The following is an 18,316-nucleotide window of genomic DNA, read 5'->3' on the forward strand; positions in this document are numbered from 1 at the left end:
TCGGGTACGTGAGCTGCCACTGTGGGAGAATCAAAACTATTGAGGATGAAAAATTTCAATTTTTGCCCGCCTCAAGTAGTATTAGTACCAAATACCTGAAATTATCAACACTCAAAGTGCAAGATTAGAAATCAACATTTTTAACCTTGAATTTTGAATTTTGAAAGTATTTATACTCTTTGGTGATAATTATCCCAAATTATATAAAGAATCGAAGTCGCGTCTGATAGGTTAGGCTATAAAACCCAAATGTCTCGGCTGGTGTGTGTCAACGCACAAGATGTGGGTGCTTTGTGCCGACAGGCGCGACTTCTGTTCACAGGGGCATGGTGCTATCTCATCCCTCCACTCACTCATCGCTCCTTTTGTTATTGGCGCGTCAAGTGATTGGCGATATATGTTTTATATCAGTCGCTTCCCAGGTGCAGTCGATAAATCCCTGGATAATATTTATTAGGTTTATTAAGTTTGTACTCAAAATCTGCAATCCCGACAATGCAAGGATTAAGAAATCTGGAATTTTTTTTTCGGGACGAGGTGCTAGTATTTCCGGGCAGGGGGACTGGCATTTACAGAGTAGGGTACAAGTTTTATTGTACTCATCCACAACGTAGTCAGAGTCAGGGTTTGAGGCAAGTTTTAAGTTTCGTTTAGCAGTTTTAATTTTTGATGCTCCTGTTTGCAAATCTAGTTAATGGTGGCGGCTAACCTAGCTTTGTGGCGTACCCGTGCAGCAATGACAGAGTGGGGTGTTTTCAACAAGGGCGAAATGAACAAAATCACGAAATGCCTGTGAACTCTATTTAACTATCTTTGTCTGGGATAACGATTCTATCTTAGGTGGGAAAAATTTAGCTGATTTTGTAGAGAACTGTGATGTTTGGAAATCTGGAGTAGTTTACGGAGGGCTACCCCAGAAACGTGCGAAATTCAATTCTGTATCTAACATATCACTTTTTTTTTGCTAAAAAATGCAATTTATATTTTTTTAATTTTTCAGGTGTTGGTCAGAAAGTGGCGATGAAACAAGCTTTCAGATAAATTAGTCATTCCAGGAAAATGAGAATAACTCTTAATAAGATTCTAGCTCCTGTTTGCGGTGAACAGCAACAACCAAGAAAGGAAAGGGTTTTGATGGTAACTGTCAAACTCCTTAGTTATGCTCCATTCCTAATATATATAGTGATTGCAGATACAGATTTTTACTTTTCTCTACAAAAACATTGCGATTGAGTACCTATTAAGTTATGCAAAAATATTTTTTCAGAATTAGCTCAAAGGATTACTCTGTCTAGGTTGAGCTTGAGTACATCAATACTGATTCCTAACCCTAAAAATTCTTGTACCCTGACATCAAAAAGTCTCATACCCCTAACCCCAAAATGATTTGTAATGGGGTTGACATCTAGATTTACAGCATTGAGTAGAGCCTTAATCAATTCAATAAATACAATCATGGCTAATTGTATTATGTCGTTACAATTCATCTGGTATAAGCAGAAAAATAGCACACGGCTTTTTTAAATGAGACAGTACCGATGCAACAGACTTTAGATAGTAACCGAAATGCGAATACTGCAAAAATGCCGGATTGTGCGGATTCTTATCAAGAGGAAATAGGGCATCAGTCAGGGCATCACACAGCACACACAATTGGTTCAAAAACTGTTTTTTTTGAACATTTATTGAGTGATTTTCGCATTATCTTTGAACGCGATCCAGCTGCACGTCATTGGTTAGAAGTACTTGTTTGTTATCCCGGATTTCATGCACTCTGCTTACATCGTTTTGCCCATTTGTTGTACCGTCGGGGTGTAAGTTTTCTCCCACGTTTGATGTCACATATTGCGCGTTTTTTAACTGGGATTGAAATTCACCCTGGTGCATCTATTGGTAAAGGTATGTTTATCGATCATGGCATGGGTGTCGTGATTGGAGAAACAGCAATTATTGGTGATTATTGCTTAATTTATCAGGGTGTCACCCTTGGTGGGACTGGTAAAGAGAGTGGTAAACGTCACCCTACCCTTGGGGATAATGTTGTTGTTGGTTCGGGTGCAAAAGTCTTGGGAAATATTCAGGTTGGGAATCATGTACGTATTGGTGCAGGTTCGGTAGTTTTAAGGGATGTTCCTGCTGATTGTACTGTTGTTGGGATTCCTGGAAGAAATATTTCTCGTAAACAGAAGGATATACGAATTTCTCCTTTGGAACATGGGAAGTTACCCGATGTGGAAGCGACTATGATTCGTTCCTTGCTCTTACGAATTGAACAATTAGAGCGACAGGTAGAAAATTTACAAAAGTAGTGTTGTTGTTAAATTTTATCTGCTTTTCTATTACCCATTACCCATTACCTAACTCTTATGTTTCAACCTTGTAGTTTTGATGCTGCAAGCGGTTATCTAGTTGAGGTTCCTGTTGGCGATCGCTGGCTAGTTTTTCACCGTTTGCAAGAGTTAATGATTCCCTGTGCTTGTCTATCTGATGGTTCTCTGGCAGTACAAATAGATGATTGTCTGACGGCAATTCTTGTTTATAGTATCGTCAAACGATTTACTGCTAGTCGTCAAGACTTGGTTGACTATTTAGAAAGCTGTTGGTTTCCTGACTTGGGATTCTAGAAAAATGCTATGAGGAGAGAAATAGGCTTTATCATGAGAGCTTATCTGTAGAATCAATGTGAAGAGCAAGTGAGCGGGTTTTGTCATCGATTCACTATCTATTAGCTTATTCTCTACCTATAGCTTGTTATCCTAGACAATTTTTCTAAAGATTTAATGGTATGACAACAACACAGGATGAAGGCTGAGAATATGATTATTTTGTCAGAAAACCAGCCCCATCATCCATCGAATCTGCAACATTTATTTAAGTTATGGATTGCCTATAATTTTATCTTTGATACTGATAAATTGTGAGGAATATTTCTCTTTGCAATCATCAGATATGCAAGAATGGTAATTTATCTAATTGCTGACGATAATTAGGATTTTTCTGTTTATAATTTAACAGATTTTCAGAGTATTTTCAGCCATGTAATTCTTAAATCATTCTGATATTTTCTATGGGCAAAAAGTTAACGTTTCATGAATGTTGTATTGCTGACTAGGTGAAGAGGTCTAATCTGATATGGTGGTCAAACGTCACAGTGATATTAAGTTTATAGATTTTTTGCAGAATGAGCTAGAACTGTCGAGTGGAGATATTGCTGTGGCACTACGCCAACGGAAGTCGGATGCAGCCCCTCTACCGATGTTATTATGGCAGTATGGGCTGGTAAATATTGAACAGCTAGAGAAGATTTTTGACTGGTTAGATCAGGAAAGTTAGTATTGCCAGAAGAACAGGTTGGTATCTGTTCGCTGCCCAAAGATATAAGAGTTTTCATTGTAACTGCGTTCTCAGTGCTTAGAGGTTTGATGGAGGGTGTTTTCTGTTCATAGATGAGTATTTTTAACTTTCCTGAATATTTATACCTGCGTGAGTTGGAGAAATGATTAATTACTTAGAGCTAAATATGAGGATATTCTAATGTTTTCAACATTAATTGCGGGATTTGGGCTATTAATTTTCTCAGCGATAAGTAACAGTTATATCTGTTTACTGATGATGGATGATGTCACAAAAATTCATGAGGAGAATAATCCTTAAATTATACTGATTGCTGGTTTGATGCCATACAGAATTCAGGTGACTAATTGAGTAAGAATGATTGGGTGAATAAGCTAATGATGAGAAGAAGTTATAGATATGTTGCCATCAGTTTAACCTGGGTGAGAGATGGGGTAACAAGTATACTGTGATTTCTGATCAGATGAAATTAGACTTATTGGCAAATCAATTTTAGTGGATGGGAGACAAGATACAAGCCAGAAAGTGAGAAATGATAGAAGATAGGGAGCAAAATTTACTGATGATGTCACCTATTTAACCCATGATCACTGACTTGTTTCTTTCCTTCACTGCTGTCAGAAGTCGATGAATTTCCTTCCTTGTGTAACGACAACAAGCCCTGTAATCTCATAATTTCTGTGATTACCCGAAAGGAGGACATCTACCGCGAAATGGTGTGAAATGAGCTGCCATAGAGGTATTTTTGCAATGACTCAAATCTTGATTAATGATACAACTCTGCGTGATGGAGAACAAGCTGCGGGTGTTGCTTTTAACCTAGAAGAAAAAGTAGCGATCGCCAGATTTTTAGATGCCATTGGTGTCCAGGAAATCGAAGTTGGTATCCCAGCTATGGGTGATGAAGAAACAAGGGCGATCGCGGTAATTGCTGATTTAGGTTTACAAGCAAAACTGCTAGGCTGGAATCGTGCTGTAATTTCTGACATCCAAGCATCCATAGCAGCCGGTCTCAAGCGTGTACATATCTCTATCCCGGTTTCTGGGATTCAAATTGCAGCCAAGTTTCATGGTCAGTGGCGAGTGACTCTACAACAACTCAGAGACAGCATCAGCTTTGCTGTAGATCAAGGTCTGTGGGTGGCTGTTGGTGGGGAGGATTCTTCCCGTGCTGAGGACAGCTTTCTGTTAGATGTTGCTCATTACGCCCAAGAATGGGGTGCGTCACGATTCCGTTTTTGTGACACTGTGGGGATTCTTGACCCCTTCACGACCTATAAAAGGGTAAAACGTCTAGTCACCTGGCTATCTGTTCCCGTAGAGATACATACTCACAATGATTTAGGATTAGCGACTGCAAATGCTTTAGCAGGGATAAAAGCTGGTGCTGCATCTGTGAATACGACGGTGAATGGTTTGGGTGAAAGGGCTGGAAATGCTGCTCTAGAAGAGGTGGTGATGGCTCTGAAGCGTCTCTATGATGTGGATTTAGGTATCGATACACCTCGATTGTTGGACTTATCTCGACTGGTTGCCGCCGCATCTAATAGTAGTGTTCCACCTTGGAAGGCGATCGTTGGTGAAAATACCTTTACCCACGAGTCGGGAATTCATGCCCATGGTGTAATGCAAAACCCTAATACTTACGAACCTTTTGCCCCAGAAGAGGTGGGTCGAGAGCGGCGTTTAGTAGTAGGTAAGCATTCGGGTCGCCATTTGCTGACAAGCATCCTTCAACAATATGGTATTAATCCTAACTCGGAGGAAGCCCAATCAATTTTAGAAGCAGTACGCCAACAATCCATACAGAAAAAACGTAGTTTGACGACACAAGAATTGTTGCATTTAGTTGAAGAGGGAAAATATGTCCACGCTCTCCGATGAAATGGAGCTCAACGATCCACCAGATTTTAATATCGGTGACAAAGTACGTCTACGTAAATTAATTAAAAATGATGGTACTTTTCCCGGACAGGAAATAGGGAAAGTATTGGCGAATAAGGGGGATATCGGTTACGTCATCAGTATTGGTACGTTTTTGCAGCGTTCCTATATTTATGCAGTACATTTCATCCATACAGGGTTCATTGTTGGTTGCAAGAAGAAAGAATTGGAATTAATTGAAGCAGGAGACGGAGAATTATGAAAGTGATGCTGAGGCAAAATAATGCAGGTCATTTGGTCGTTTATGTTGCCAAAAAAGATTTGGAAGAGGAAGTAGTTAAGGAAACCGATAGTGAGCAAGGAACTATTTTGACTCTTGCTAACGGTTGGGAATTAGCTTTTACTTCTCTACCTGATCCTTCCCAATTGCCCCTGACAGTGGAAGCGAAAAGACTGTCATAAATTGGCATCAACTATTTAGGAGGATGAAGAATGAAGTTTATGAGTGATTATATACTTCATACTTTGTTCTTTTTGTAAGTACCATTTCTGTTAATTAATTTAAGAGTATTTCTCTAAATACTCCTAAATCATTTTTTCTCTGCGTATCTGAGTGAGGTTAATCAAGACAATACTATTTATCCAAAATCCACAACAATGGGCAAATTCCTAACATTATCTGAATTCGACCTAGAAGGACAGTTTCTGGGGTTTGTCAATGGTGCTAGTAAGGAACGGAAATATTTGCAGTTGGCGATCGCCTCTGGGGAAGTACGCTTAAAGTTACCACCGGAGTTACGTAATCCTCTGGGGACTTCTTTAGAATCAGGTGAGTTAATCCGGATATTTGGTGTTAGTAAATTAAATACCCATACAGGAAAAATTAAATTTAAGGTTTACGGTGTCAAACCCCTAGGAATTTGCCCTAAGCATCAAATCGAACGTCATCTCAAACCCAAGGCAAAAATTCTGGTTTGTCAAAAATCGGGTTGTAAAAAACGTGGTGGTCAGGGTTTAATCTCAGAGTTGGAGAAAACTCTGTGTGAGCATGGTTTACGGGATCGGGTAGAAATTGAGACTACTGGTTGCCAAAAGCGTTGTGGCAGCGCTCCCAATTGTATAGTGAAATTAGGTAAAAAAGAATACAAGAAAATGCAGCCAGAGGCGATCGCCTCCCTGTTGTCAGACAATTTGTAAGTTTTTCCCTATTGCCTACTAACCAGTTCAAAATAACCGAAATCGCGTCAGCTGATTTTCAATTGCTGCGGGTAAGACTTTGGTAAGTTCTGGCACATCGGTAAATGGGACAAATTGGGTCGGGGGGATATCAAAGGGAAGCTTACCGGATAATTCTGGATGTTGCATTTGGGTGAGGAGAATTTGCTCTGAGCGCTTGCTTTGCATTGCATACCCCATTTCTAGACAAACCTGGGGACTGGGAATCAGTTGGGGGGATTCGGAATGCTCAATGGTGGCGATCGCGGTAATATCGGCAACAAATAGTAAGCTTTTACGGATTTTACGTAACATTGCTGTACTTAAACGAGTCGCACCTTCCTTCGGACGTTGATACTCAACTAACTTTAACGGTAAGCGCGATCGCAAATTTAAACTCTCCACTGTCTGAGTTAAAACATCTCGCACGGCAATACTTGCTTGGGCAAATTCTTTCTGTCCAGAAAAAAATATTGTTGGCTCTAACTGTGCTAAAACTGCTTGCTTGGTAAAATAAATTTCGTGGCTAATTAAATCAATATTAGCTACACAATACCCACCACTACCCTCTATATAAAACTCAATATTTTCCCCTTCCAGATAGCGTCCAAACCACACAGACTTCCTGATTTCCTCAATATCTTCTAAAAAATCCGCTCGCAAAGCAGACTTTAATAGACTTTTTTTACTCAAGCGCATATCTGGTGGACGTTTTTCCAACTCATGAATTGGCTCGTAATTTTCCAGATACCATGCTCTCAGAGCAATTATAGACATAGGACGCTAGTTAAGTTGTCTCGTGCGATTAACATCGTACCAGTTGATTGCCACAATGGGAAAATTTCAGTGCGAAATTGTCAAATTTTACTCATTTGGCAGACTTAGGTATTCGGAGATTGGGAAAAATTTACCGTTACACCAGTTTTCTATTGGGATATTCTGGAAATTAGCATCATCTAGATAAATCTGTAGGGACGTTTCGGTGGAACATCTATTTACTAAATTTTACCAGTTTTACAGCCTCACATATCTGATGTAATTCCCAACTAACCTGATTTTGATTTAATTCTTGAAAATTGCACCCCAGGTTGCGAGAACAGAATCCTTGGCATCCCGAAAAGTCTGAATAAATGGTTGTTGAGTTTGCAAGAATACGCGAGCACAATTACGCCCCGGCATTCCCGAAATAGAACCACCAGGATGGGTTCCAGCACCTGTTAAAAATAGATTTTCTATGGGTGTTTTATAGTTGGCAATTTCTGGCAAAGGACGGAAAAATACCATTTGTTCTAAGGTCATATCAATATGGTAATAATTACCCTTATATGCACCTAATCTTTCTCCTAATTCCGCAGGGCTTTCGACTCGACGAGCAATAATTGCATTTTTCACATTGGGAGCATATTCTGCTAGTTTATCTATGACCCTATCAGCCACTTTATACTTTAATTCATCAGTCCAACCTGTACCTTTTAATCCTGTACCTTCAGCTCCAGCTATTTGATAGGGGGCAAAAAATTCTATCCACAAAGTATGTTTACCTGGAGGTGCTAATGTAGGGTCTAAAGCACTAGGCATCACCACATACATGGATGGGTTAGAATCGGGAATTTCCCCCACCATACATTTACTATGTGCCTGTTCTACATGGGCAACTGAATCCGCAATCAGAATAGAACCAATCAGAAATTCATCTCGATGTTGATGATGGCTAAATTCTAACGGTTCATCTAAGGCTAAATCTATTTTCAGAATAGTTTCATTATTATTAATAATCCTTCTTTCTAGCCTTTCCCACAATTCTGGATCTGCTGCGTCCACATCACTTTTATCTACACATTGCAAGAATAATCTTTGAGCATCAATATTAGAAATTACTCCATAATTCGCCCTATATTCTTGACTATTACTCACTCTAACACCAACAGCTTTACCATTATCAATTAAGATTTTCTCTACATATTGATCAGTCAGAATGACCCCACCTTTTTGATTAACTAAATTGACTAAAGCTGCGACTAATGCACCTGTACCACCGCGAGGTCTTGCCATTCCTGGTTGGTGACGCATTGCCATCATCATTGAGCCAATTCCTAAATTTTTTTGAGAAGGGGGTACTCCCATTTCTCCTGCGAGTCTAGCTAGGGGTGCTTTGAGAAATTCTGAATCGAACCATTCATTTAAAATATCTTCAGCACTTGATAGCATATTACGAACAAAATCCAGAGTTTTACCTGGAGAACCTAAAACTGAAAATAAATCTTTAATTTTATGAGTATTATAGTTGCCGGCAATATCAATAATGGATTTTGGCGGAGCGCTAAACATGGGAGCTATGGCATTAATTGCTCTTAACCAATAATCTGTATATTCAGCATATTTCTGGGCATCTCTGGGGCTAAATTGAGCAATTTCAGCACAGGTTTTCTCTAGGGATTTATGTGCTAAAAAATATTTGCCGTCGGGATGGGGACAAAAAACCACAGGGTCGCATTGTAGATATTCTAAACCATATTTTTCTAGTTCTAACTCTTGAATCACAGAACCTAAGAAAATAAATTCATGGTCAATGGCACAGAGGTTAAATTTAAATCCTGGTGCTTCCTTTGGTAAACATTCTTCTGTAGTTGCAGCACCACCGGGAACGGAGCGTTTTTCTAATAGAAGAACACTATAACCTGCTTTAAGTAGATAGGCAGCACAAACTAAACCGTTGTGTCCAGCACCAATAATAATTACATCATAGGTTTGCATAGGTTTTAGAGATGGTAGGTTGTTTTTTTGTAGGTATAAATTTAATGATATTTCTGGTAATTTTGCAAGGTATTTCAGCCCAGATAAGTTGTAATGTATTTAAATTGTATATGTGTATTTGCCTGAAAAAAAGTCAAATTTTCTTTCTTACTGCTCCCTGCGGTTCCATATACAAACTTAGGTACATAACATCTTAACCCCCAGGAATAATATTTCATGGAGAGGCTGAATTTACTCTTGGTTATTGAGTTGAAAGATTACCTAATTTTTCCGGCATAGTTTCATTTTCTGGGAGTGATGGACGAACACATAGATAAATTAACATGCCGAATAGGGGAATAAAAGCCAGCAGGTTTAATAGTTGTGAGTTTTTGCTGGGACGACGGGAAATATCATCAGTAATGAGAATAAATGGTAGGATAGAAAGCACACAAAAATCTAAACTCATCACATGAATAAAACGGCTTGTTTGCCATTCCTGAATAAAGTTATTCCAGTCTCCTTGGGTAACACCGTAGGTGATGAGAATTATGGCTGCAATTGTTAAGAATATTCCTGTAATTCGAGAATCAAGAATTTTTAACCACAGGTTTTTATTACCTGGAAATGTAGGATTTGCTTGGCGTAAAGCGAGGTAGGGAATAATAGCAAAAGCTCCAACGGCAAGAGATGCTGTGGCAAATAGCCAAGCGGGTATTTTTTGCCCCCTACCATCGATATACATCAAACAGGTGTAAGCTGTGGCTATGACACCCATAATGTTAAACAGGGCAATAATTAAAGGATTAATACCTTGCCATGCTCCCGTAGAAAGGTTTGTGATTAAATTGAAGGTATCAGGTTGATCTGGTGGCGCAAATAAAAAGGCATAGGTAGTAAAACCTAGCCACAATGCCCAAAGGACGATTTTTTGATTCATAAATTAGAGGTTTTAACTGAGAGCTTCTGAGAGGTAATCAGCAGCAGCTGTGACAACTGCGATCGCGCTTTCATAGTCTAAACGAGTTGGTCCCAAGACACCAACACTACCAATGTTGACATTACCTCGACGATAGCTAGAGGAGATTAAACTACAGCTACGTATCGGTTCTAGGGGGTTTTCTGCGCCAATTCGCACTGTCACCCGTGGTTTATTGGTATCTTCTGCTTCTGGCTCTTCAGATATTAACCGCCACAGCTGTTCCTGTTCTTCCTCCAATAGTTGGATAATTGTTTGGACTTGTTGTAACTGGGAAAACTCCGGTTGACGTAGCACTTCTGATACACCCCTCACCATAATTTGTGTTGTTGTGGGGTTAAAGGTACGTCTGGCAAGTTCCAAAAGAGATATTTTCAGAAATTCGCTGTAATGGTGAAATTCCTGATCTAATTCACTCCAATTCAAGGTCGATATTTCTAGTAAACTACGTCCTCGCAGATGTTCGTTGAGAAAGTTGGAAACTATTTGTAATTCTCGCTCTATGTACTCCCCATCTGCTTCTGTATCAGTGCGGGGTGGTAAATCAAGCAGGTTGGAATGGGTTTCATAACCGTCTGTGACTACAATTAGCATAATTTTTCCCGCTTCTATGGGCACCAATTGCAGGTGACGCAGGACGGCGGTACTATTATGGGGCATGGTAATTAGGGTAATGCAGCCACTGAGAGTTGCCAGAATTTGGGCTGCTCCTTGGAGTAATAGTTCTAAACTCCAATCTTCTCGCTTCAAACGTTTTTGGAGTGCGGTTTCTACCTGTCGTGTTAGGGTTTCTGAGGGAGTAATTAATTTGTCTACATATATTCTGTAGCCAGAGTCTGAGGGTATACGTCCAGATGAGGTGTGGGGTTGGTAGAGTAGTCCGGATTTTTCTAGTATTCCCATGATATTGCGAATAGTCGCCGAGCTAACACCCAAGTCGTATTCTTCTACCAATGCTTTGGAACCCACAGGTTCTGCTGTAGCGATATAGTGACGTACAGTTGCCCAAAGGATGTGCTGTTGTCGATTAGTAAGCTGGACTTGCATAGGGTATGGTTTATTAAAGCCGATTTTTAAGCAATAGTGAAAAAATTAGGGAATTTATAGAGAGTATTTCCAAAGGAGTGAATAATAAGCAGGGTAGGAAATTGTCTGCATATATTGACAGAGATTTTCCCAATTACTTCCTGTCAATTACTGACATCATTCTTTGGGAACACAGCTAAATTGAATAAATCGATTTTACGGTATTAACTAGACAATACCTATTATTTAGGTATGCTGACATAAAATATTCCCAGTGGCTGTGTGTTCTGCTACTAATTCTTCAATGGTCATTGGTTAATGACTCAGGGGTAAAATCCTAATATTGGGGAATATCCGGGTCTACAATTTGAGAATAGGCAGCAATACCACCGGAAATATTTTTAACATTTGTAAAGCCTTGGGCAATTAACCATTGGCACATTTGAGCTGAACGGATGCCATGATGACAGAGTACCAGGGTTTCAGCATCCTGTTCTAGGCGAGCATGGATATTTTCTGACCATTCGGCAAACTGACTTAGGGGAAGATTCAGGAAACCATCAATACTAGCGATCGCCACTTCTTGAGGTTCGCGTACATCTATCAATTGTATAGAGCGATCGCCAGCAGATAAGCGCTGTTGTAACTCTTGGACGGAAACTTGAGCTAGAGGTTGGGTAAAGGGTGTACCGGACATGAAGTTTTTGTAAACAATCCTATATTATTCATGTTGACAGAAAAGGGTCTGCATTGGCATGAGTAGAAGCAATGATTATCAAATTAGGGGATAAGGGAAACTCAAAAGTCAACGCGAAAAGTTGTTCTCTTTCACCCACTCCCGACTCGATTCCCCTCAGAGCAAGCATTTCCTATGACTACTCGTTACTCATTCCCTAGTCTCCACTCCACTCATTACTCATTGCTCACTCCCCATCACTCATAAAAATTTTCTTTAGCAAAGCGACTTTTCGGTCAAAGAAGACGGTTTAATATTCTGTGGTGCAAGTACTGAGACAGGTTGATTTTTTCTCCTGTCATCGGGCGATCGCGCCAAGTTCTATTCTGGAACGCAATCATTTCTATGAAACAAAACTTATTGTTACATTTAGTAAAAGTTAGCTTCTGTGTATTCCTAATTACTTGTCTCAATGGTTGCAGTAACGCCCTCAGTAGTGCATCTTTGAAAGTCCTGGGGAATGCTGGAACTGGTAGACAACCCGAAGCTGCTATTTTTGTGTCTAAGCAAGCACCAGTCATGGCATCTTTACTTGTAGACGGAAAGAAACTATCCAATTTAGTTAAAGATACAGAATTAGCAAAAATTAAATCCAGTATATTTGGTAACATATCCCTGGATTACAATCAGGATATTCGCCCTTGGCTGGGGAATGAAATCACCCTAGCGGTAACGACTCCAGACATTGATGGTGATGGGAAAAATGGCAAACAACCCGGTTATCTTGTAGCTTTGGCGACTAAGAAGCCAGAAAAAAGCCGCGAGTTTGTGGATTTACTCTTCTCTAAACGTACCCTTGCGGGGACAAATTTAACTACGGAAGAGTATGAAGGTATTAAAATACTTTACGATTTTCCCCAGGTAGCTATCAAGGAAAAGCTGACTAATACCCAACCACCGATACAGAATCATCTTGCAGGTGCGGCGATCGGTGACGATTTTATTTTGCTTGCTAATGATCACCGAGTTTTGCGGGAAGCGATTAATAATGTGCAAGCTCCGGATACGAATTTAACTAGTTCTTCCAAATACCAAAAAGTTATCCAGGAATTACCCAAGGGTGGATTAGGTGTAGCTTTTTTGAATTTACCTATGGTGGCGAATTGGCAGGGTTTAAAATTATCAACCCCTACCTATAATCAGGAATTAATTTCTCTTGCTATTCCGGGTAAAGGTGTCTTAGCAGAAACTACTTTACTAGCAGCAGGGGAGAGTCTACCAAATTTAGCACCATTAGAGAAACCTGTGGGAGCTTTGCAGTATATTCCTAGCTTTGCCAGCATGGTATTTGCTGGTAAGGATTTGAGTAATTTAACTAATAGTAATTTGGCACAGTTTGGTCAACAAATTGCCACGGTGGTTTCTGGTAATTCTTCTGAGGCTGGATTATTCAAACCTTTAAGAGAGTGGGAAAAAAGTTTGGGAATTAATTTATCCCAGGATATCTTTCCTTGGGTGAAGGGTGAATATGCTTTGGGATTATTTACCCATGGCATTAAAAATTCTCCTGATTGGATTTTAGTGGCGGAAAAATCACCAGAGACTGCGGAATCGGTGAGTCATTTAGATGAAATTGCCAAAGAAAAGGGACTTTCTCTAAATACTATTGCCCTAGGTAAACAGGAAGTTTCGACTTGGACAAAATTAACGGCTGAGAAAAAGACGAATAGTTCAAAGGGCTATAATTTATCAGCGCAGGTATATGGAATTCATACTAGTCAAGGCAATTACGATATTTTGGCTTCATCCTTAGATGTTATCGATGCTGTAATTAATCCCCAGGAAAAATCACTTCTGGATAATCGTAATTTCCAAAATAGTGTGGCTGCTATTCCTCAAATAAATCAGGGATATGCTTATCTTGATTGGCAAGATAGTCGAGATATTCTCGAAAGTCAAATACCTATTCTCAAACTTGTAGAGGTGTTAGAAAAACCTTTCTTCCAAAATCTGCGATCGCTAACTATCAGTAGCTATGGTAATCAAGCAAATACCCTCAAAGGAGGAATTTTCTTACAACTAGATGGGTTGTGAAGTGGGGAATGAGTAATGAGTGATGAGTAATGAGTGATGAGTAATGAGTAATGAGTGATAAGTGATGTTTACCGTGAGGGAAGGGGAGTGGGGAATGGTAAAATTCTCTGCTTCTCTGGAAAATCTAGGCAAAGTTGCGCTATCTCGGAGTATTTTGGGAATCATTCGCGATCGCCACGACTGATTTTTTCTCCACACTCCCTCACCCCTACTAAACAGTCATTTCCACTGCGGCGATAATACCAAAGAGGATAAACAAACCACCACCGATGAGAGTTAGCTGTCGCTCGGAAATTCTGCCGGCAATTAATTTACCACAACTAACGGCGATAATTGCACAGATGGAATGTCCTAAAATTGCCCCAGCAGTTACACCGAAGACGTTATTACTAGCAGCTAAAGCAATAGTCGCAAATTGAGTGCGATCGCCCCACTCTGCCATGAAAGTCAAAACAAAGGCTTCTAAGAAAATTGCCCAGGCATTTTTTTGCTTTAACTGCGCTTCTGCTTTGGCTATAACTTCCTTCGCTTCTTCCACAACTTCCGTCTCACAACTGTTCTGAGACATCTTACTGCCGTCATATATTAGCTTGATACCAAAAGCAATAAATAAAACTATTTCCGCATAGTCAATTAAAACTTTAGGTAATAAGGATACTGCTTGCCCTAAAACCACAGACAATATTGTCATCGCTGCTAAGGCGGCAATTACTCCCGGTAATACCAAGCGTCGGGGATGTTGTGTTGATAAAATGACAGCGATAAAGAAAGTTTTGTCACCCAGTTCCGAAACGGTGATTAATAATAAGCCCGCAGTAAAAGCAGTTAGCACTCTCTCAAACTCCTGAATAATAATTGCAGCGTCTGGAGCTTGATGAGACTGATAAAAGACCTCACTAAGCTCCACACGTTCTTTGCGTGAAACTAAGTGAAGGTCTCGCTACCAATTGGGAAAAAATTTCTGATTTCTTGCTTGTCACCGGAACCAGGTTCATCACCAGTATGTTGATTCAGGTGTACCGACTATGCAGATTATTTATATCTATATTAGTCAGTAGCTACTCCCCTTCATATTTGTACTAATTATATCTCTATCTGTAATTGGAAGTAAAGTCGTAATGGAAAATATGAGAGAACAATGAAAAATTTAGAAATAAGTTGAGTGCAAATATGGGCATTTACCCAGATTTAACTAGTAGTATAACTATTTTGAAAGTTAATTCTAGAGATTGCAGCACAGACAAGATTTGGTGACAATTTTGTCATCTGTCTCCAATCAAAATACTTGCAATCAAATATTCTTGATTTAGTTGTGTGACGATACAATAGTTATAGTAGTAACATCATTCTGGGATAGCTATGGTTCCAGCGATCGCCACACAAGATGTCACCCTGGCAACTTTAGAGACAAAATTTGCTCTGAAGTTAAGTACTGATGAAATTTTCTTGACAGAATTAACAGATTTACCGTCAATTAACGAAGTTGAAAAGGAATATTTAGATAGGGTAAAACGTAATTTTCTCAGTCTGATTAAACGTCCACCCGTTTTAGAGGATGCTGTTAAATTAGTGGTATTATCTCCACTGTTAGATTTAGCTGGTTTCTATTATGAACCATTTACAATTACGACGGAAAAATCTATCGAAATTTCTATCCCTGAACAGGAGGAGATAATTCGTGGACGTATAGATATTTTAGTAATTCAAAACCAACTCTGGTTATTAGTTGTGGAGTCGAAGCAAGCAAATATCTCTCTTTTACCTGCGATTCCCCAAGCTTTAAGCTATATGATGGCAAACCCCGATGGGGAGAAACCTATATTTGGATTAGTGACAAATGGAGATGACTTTCAATTTATCAAACTTCTCAAAGCAGATAAGTCTACCTATGCTCTTTCAGATAAATTTACCTTATTTAGAAGAGAAAATGAGCTATATCAAGTATTAAGTATATTGAGAAAATTGAGTGTAAGTAGCAGGTAGTTGCACAGGAATATTAGGCTAAATTATTGACTTGAAAGTTATGGCAAAAAACTCCCAAGACAAAATTTGCCAATTAGGTAGAATTGACGCAAAACACATAACTATATAACTACAGATAATTAGCTAGAAAGAAATACTAGTAATTATCATCATATTCAGCTTCTTCTACCCGCCTGACTTCGTTACGAGGAGGTAAAAATTCGGCTCTACGTACAGGAGCGATCGCCCCACCGGAACCGTTGTAAGGATGAATCACTTGGATGGTTCGAGTTGAACGCTGCTTGGGAGAGAATAAAGATAACACTCCAGCCACGACAATACCACCACCAACAGTGAGAGTTACACCACCCACTAACCAAATAATATTAGAGTTCCACCAGGGATTAGCAGCTTGGGGCAACCGTGCAGAATTCAAGTTTTGTTGATTACTGATTTGTTGCTGCTGCTGATAGTAATTGTAGGCTTGGATTTGGGACTGATACTGCTGTATTTGGCTTTTCAGTTGCTCATTTTCTTTTTTCAGTACCTCATTTTCCATCTTTGTCCGTTCCATAGCAATCCGCTCATCGGTTGTGGGAGCAGTGGGAGATGGATTGAGGGGCTGAGTTTGGTAGGGATTAGTATAGGTTGGGGGTTGCATTTGCGACATAGTCGGCATTTGAATCGAAGGCATAGCCACATTCGATTGTACGGGGCTACCCGTACCCTTAAGTAATAGAAGAGCGGCTAATCCAGCTACCGCAACTCCACCGATAAACGCCATACTTTCACTCATCGCCTTTGCCTCTTAAATGCGACGTAATTACAGATACAAATAGCGAACACACTCTCACACTCATAAATTTATACCTTAATCTACTGTAGATAACAATCAAACAGGGCTATACCTGAGTATTGTTACTGATTTTTTTTATCGGCTCATATCTGCTTTATATATTCAAGACTATATCTGTTAAATTGTCTACCAAGGAAGGTGACAAAAAAATCAAGCATTAGACTTTTTTAATCTACCTTCCGGAAATTGGCAATACCTCAATAGGTGAGTGTATTCAAGGAGTGGCGATCGCCTGCTTGAGACTTTGACAAAATTCACCGATGGACTGTAACCCCTCATCTGGGGAACCTTCAGCTAATCTATTCACAAAAGCACTACCCACAATCACCCCATCTGCACCCCATTCTCGAATTTTTTGAGCTTGTTCTGGTTGCGATACTCCGAAACCTACACCGATGGGCTTATCAGTAACCTTACGAATCTCTATAAGTAAATCTGATACTCGTGTTCCCATTTGCGAGCGCATTCCTGTCACCCCGGTAACACTGACAAGATAGATAAACCCTTGGGAAGAGTTGGCGATCGCCTTGATTCTCTCAGGGGAACTAGTAGGAGCAATCAACAATATCACATCTATACCCAAAACAGCTGCGGGTTTGAGCAAGTTATCCGCTTCCTCTAGAGGTAAATCAGGAACAACTAAACCTGATACCCCAATTGCGGCAATTTGTTGGAGAAACTTGTCGATACCACGATTTAAAATCGGATTGTAATAAGTAAACAGAATAATTGGCGATCGCAACTTTGGTATCACCCCCCCCAGCATCTCTAAAACTTGATCGAGGGTGGTTCCCCGTTGTAAAGCACGAGTTGCAGCTGCTTGAATTACCGGACCATCCGCTAGGGGGTCAGAATAGGGTACACCTAACTCAATTAAATCCGCTCCCTGGCGATCCAAAATTTCTAAAGCTTGAGCAGTAGTCTGTAAATCGGGATCCCCAGCTGTAATAAAAGGTATTAAAGCACAGTTGTTTCCCTGGGCAAGAGCCGCAAAACAATCAGATATTCGAGTCATTACTTACTAGTCAACCCCTCCGGGGAATTCAAAATTCAAAATTATCAATTCAAAATTAAAGCACGACCAAGATAAACAGTGAACTGTTTGATAACTGCTAACTGATTTTATACTGACCTTCATAAATGAAAAGACGACCCGTCGGATCGTCTCTTCCTTATACCAATTGCTTCAATCCAAACCTTAAACATCTGACAATTCTACACCTGGGAACCCTTCTCTTGCTCAATTTCTGCTTGAATCTGAGCTAGTTCTTCCGGTGTGAGTTCATCTAATCGCTTCTGGAAGAAAGCTTCTTCATACAATTCTCGTTGCTTATGGTAGCTCATGTTCTTATTCCCAGCTCGCAACACGTAGGTTAGTAACCAACCGATTAACCCACCGACTAGTAAAACCTGACTCCAAATGCCGGCATTTTGGCTATCCAAACCTGCAAATTGCAAGATCACATATGCCAAACCACCAGCAATGAAGATACCAAAACTAATGCCAATTACGTCAATGCGTCGCATGAGAGTTATG

The 18,316-nt window shown here is 39.9% G+C and carries 18 protein-coding genes; 9 read left to right on the top strand and 9 right to left on the bottom strand.

Translation table 11 applies throughout. From position 1 onward, the window contains the following. Nucleotides 1–1,538 precede the first annotated feature (1,538 nt). From cysE to IJ00_RS25085, 7 genes are all read left to right on the top strand, one after another. Nucleotides 1,539–2,309 carry a serine O-acetyltransferase gene (cysE, locus tag IJ00_RS25055; RefSeq protein ID WP_035158004.1) on the top strand — a complete coding sequence of 257 codons (771 nt, stop codon included), beginning with the start codon at nt 1,539–1,541 and terminating at the stop codon, nt 2,307–2,309. A 57-nt stretch (nt 2,310–2,366) separates the two neighbouring features. Next, on the top strand, nt 2,367–2,624 hold the full coding sequence (locus IJ00_RS25060; protein WP_035158006.1) for an Asr1405/Asl0597 family protein: 258 nt from the start codon (nt 2,367–2,369) through the stop codon (nt 2,622–2,624). A 508-nt stretch (nt 2,625–3,132) separates the two neighbouring features. Then, entirely contained in the window at nt 3,133–3,333 is a 201-nt protein-coding gene (locus IJ00_RS25065) for a DUF2949 domain-containing protein (RefSeq protein WP_082127394.1), read from the top strand. Nucleotides 3,334–4,104: 771 nt separating this feature from the next. After that, a complete protein-coding gene (gene nifV, locus IJ00_RS25070; protein WP_035159602.1) occupies nt 4,105–5,238 on the top strand; it encodes a homocitrate synthase in 1,134 nt (377 codons plus the stop codon). Between the two features lies 1 nt (nt 5,239). Then, on the top strand, nt 5,240–5,500 hold the full coding sequence (locus IJ00_RS25075; protein ID WP_238178394.1) for a nitrogen fixation protein NifZ: 261 nt from the start codon (nt 5,240–5,242) through the stop codon (nt 5,498–5,500). Further along, entirely contained in the window at nt 5,497–5,700 is a 204-nt protein-coding gene (nifT, locus tag IJ00_RS25080; protein ID WP_035158009.1) for a putative nitrogen fixation protein NifT, read from the top strand. The genes IJ00_RS25075 and nifT overlap by 4 nt, the downstream gene beginning before the upstream one ends. Nucleotides 5,701–5,895: 195 nt before the next feature. After that, a complete protein-coding gene (locus IJ00_RS25085) occupies nt 5,896–6,435 on the top strand; it encodes a (2Fe-2S) ferredoxin domain-containing protein (RefSeq protein WP_035158011.1) in 540 nt (179 codons plus the stop codon). Nucleotides 6,436–6,462: 27 nt separating this feature from the next. On the opposite strand, the gene IJ00_RS25090 is transcribed toward IJ00_RS25085, so the two are convergent. The 5 genes from IJ00_RS25090 to IJ00_RS25110 form a co-directional block, all read right to left on the bottom strand. Then, a complete protein-coding gene (locus IJ00_RS25090) occupies nt 6,463–7,230 on the bottom strand; it encodes a hypothetical protein (RefSeq protein ID WP_035158013.1) in 768 nt (255 codons plus the stop codon). A gap of 285 nt (nt 7,231–7,515) precedes the next feature. Continuing rightward, entirely contained in the window at nt 7,516–9,207 is a 1,692-nt protein-coding gene (gene crtO, locus IJ00_RS25095) for a beta-carotene ketolase CrtO (protein ID WP_035158015.1), read from the bottom strand. Between the two features lie 241 nt (nt 9,208–9,448). Continuing rightward, on the bottom strand, nt 9,449–10,126 hold the full coding sequence (locus IJ00_RS25100) for a hypothetical protein (RefSeq protein WP_035158017.1): 678 nt from the start codon (nt 10,124–10,126) through the stop codon (nt 9,449–9,451). A gap of 12 nt (nt 10,127–10,138) precedes the next feature. After that, nucleotides 10,139–11,212: a heat-inducible transcriptional repressor HrcA gene (gene hrcA, locus IJ00_RS25105; protein WP_035158019.1), complete on the bottom strand. Its 1,074-nt coding sequence runs from the start codon at nt 11,210–11,212 to the stop codon at nt 10,139–10,141. Nucleotides 11,213–11,528: 316 nt separating this feature from the next. After that, nucleotides 11,529–11,888, bottom strand: a complete 360-nt coding sequence (locus IJ00_RS25110; protein WP_035158021.1) for a rhodanese-like domain-containing protein — start codon at nt 11,886–11,888, stop codon at nt 11,529–11,531. Between the two features lie 384 nt (nt 11,889–12,272). Between IJ00_RS25110 and IJ00_RS25115 the strand changes: the two genes are divergently transcribed. Further along, the gene (locus tag IJ00_RS25115; protein ID WP_035158022.1) at nt 12,273–13,961 is read left to right on the top strand and encodes a DUF3352 domain-containing protein; all 1,689 of its coding nucleotides are present in this window, start codon (nt 12,273–12,275) and stop codon (nt 13,959–13,961) included. Between the two features lie 211 nt (nt 13,962–14,172). Here IJ00_RS25115 and IJ00_RS25120 read toward each other — a convergent pair whose 3' ends face one another. Next, a complete protein-coding gene (locus IJ00_RS25120; protein WP_035159604.1) occupies nt 14,173–14,793 on the bottom strand; it encodes a TMEM165/GDT1 family protein in 621 nt (206 codons plus the stop codon). A 527-nt stretch (nt 14,794–15,320) separates the two neighbouring features. On the opposite strand from IJ00_RS25120, the gene IJ00_RS25125 reads away from it, so the two are divergent. Then, a complete protein-coding gene (locus IJ00_RS25125; protein ID WP_035158023.1) occupies nt 15,321–15,944 on the top strand; it encodes a type I restriction endonuclease in 624 nt (207 codons plus the stop codon). A 136-nt stretch (nt 15,945–16,080) separates the two neighbouring features. Here the strand turns inward: IJ00_RS25125 and IJ00_RS25130 are convergent, their stop codons facing one another. The 3 genes from IJ00_RS25130 to IJ00_RS25140 form a co-directional block, all read right to left on the bottom strand. Continuing rightward, nucleotides 16,081–16,719: a heterocyst differentiation related protein gene (locus IJ00_RS25130; protein WP_201782652.1), complete on the bottom strand. Its 639-nt coding sequence runs from the start codon at nt 16,717–16,719 to the stop codon at nt 16,081–16,083. A 274-nt stretch (nt 16,720–16,993) separates the two neighbouring features. Then, nucleotides 16,994–17,794: a tryptophan synthase subunit alpha gene (gene trpA, locus IJ00_RS25135; RefSeq protein ID WP_035158024.1), complete on the bottom strand. Its 801-nt coding sequence runs from the start codon at nt 17,792–17,794 to the stop codon at nt 16,994–16,996. A gap of 200 nt (nt 17,795–17,994) precedes the next feature. Next, complete coding sequence (locus IJ00_RS25140) at nt 17,995–18,306, bottom strand: DUF3007 family protein (RefSeq protein ID WP_035158025.1); 312 nt, start codon at nt 18,304–18,306, stop codon at nt 17,995–17,997. Nucleotides 18,307–18,316 lie beyond the last annotated feature (10 nt).

Origin of the sequence: Calothrix sp. 336/3 (assembly GCF_000734895.2) — a bacterium.
In the GTDB taxonomy this organism is placed as follows: domain Bacteria; phylum Cyanobacteriota; class Cyanobacteriia; order Cyanobacteriales; family Nostocaceae; genus 336-3.

Excerpts from the sequence above, each read along its gene's own strand:
- IJ00_RS25090 (WP_035158013.1), bottom strand. The coding sequence starts at position 7,230 with ATGTCTATAATTGCTCTGAGAGCATGGTATCTGGAAAATTACGAGCCA.
- nifV (WP_035159602.1), top strand. The coding sequence starts at position 4,105 with ATGACTCAAATCTTGATTAATGATACAACTCTGCGTGATGGAGAACAA.
- nifT (WP_035158009.1), top strand. The coding sequence starts at position 5,497 with ATGAAAGTGATGCTGAGGCAAAATAATGCAGGTCATTTGGTCGTTTAT.
- IJ00_RS25140 (WP_035158025.1), bottom strand. The coding sequence starts at position 18,306 with ATGCGACGCATTGACGTAATTGGCATTAGTTTTGGTATCTTCATTGCT.
- IJ00_RS25130 (WP_201782652.1), bottom strand. The coding sequence starts at position 16,719 with ATGAGTGAAAGTATGGCGTTTATCGGTGGAGTTGCGGTAGCTGGATTA.
- hrcA (WP_035158019.1), bottom strand. The coding sequence starts at position 11,212 with ATGCAAGTCCAGCTTACTAATCGACAACAGCACATCCTTTGGGCAACT.
- trpA (WP_035158024.1), bottom strand. The coding sequence starts at position 17,794 with ATGACTCGAATATCTGATTGTTTTGCGGCTCTTGCCCAGGGAAACAAC.
- IJ00_RS25065 (WP_082127394.1), top strand. The coding sequence starts at position 3,133 with ATGGTGGTCAAACGTCACAGTGATATTAAGTTTATAGATTTTTTGCAG.
- IJ00_RS25110 (WP_035158021.1), bottom strand. The coding sequence starts at position 11,888 with ATGTCCGGTACACCCTTTACCCAACCTCTAGCTCAAGTTTCCGTCCAA.
- IJ00_RS25075 (WP_238178394.1), top strand. The coding sequence starts at position 5,240 with ATGGAGCTCAACGATCCACCAGATTTTAATATCGGTGACAAAGTACGT.
- IJ00_RS25100 (WP_035158017.1), bottom strand. The coding sequence starts at position 10,126 with ATGAATCAAAAAATCGTCCTTTGGGCATTGTGGCTAGGTTTTACTACC.
- cysE (WP_035158004.1), top strand. The coding sequence starts at position 1,539 with ATGCAACAGACTTTAGATAGTAACCGAAATGCGAATACTGCAAAAATG.
- IJ00_RS25115 (WP_035158022.1), top strand. The coding sequence starts at position 12,273 with ATGAAACAAAACTTATTGTTACATTTAGTAAAAGTTAGCTTCTGTGTA.
- IJ00_RS25085 (WP_035158011.1), top strand. The coding sequence starts at position 5,896 with ATGGGCAAATTCCTAACATTATCTGAATTCGACCTAGAAGGACAGTTT.
- IJ00_RS25125 (WP_035158023.1), top strand. The coding sequence starts at position 15,321 with ATGGTTCCAGCGATCGCCACACAAGATGTCACCCTGGCAACTTTAGAG.
- IJ00_RS25060 (WP_035158006.1), top strand. The coding sequence starts at position 2,367 with ATGTTTCAACCTTGTAGTTTTGATGCTGCAAGCGGTTATCTAGTTGAG.
- crtO (WP_035158015.1), bottom strand. The coding sequence starts at position 9,207 with ATGCAAACCTATGATGTAATTATTATTGGTGCTGGACACAACGGTTTA.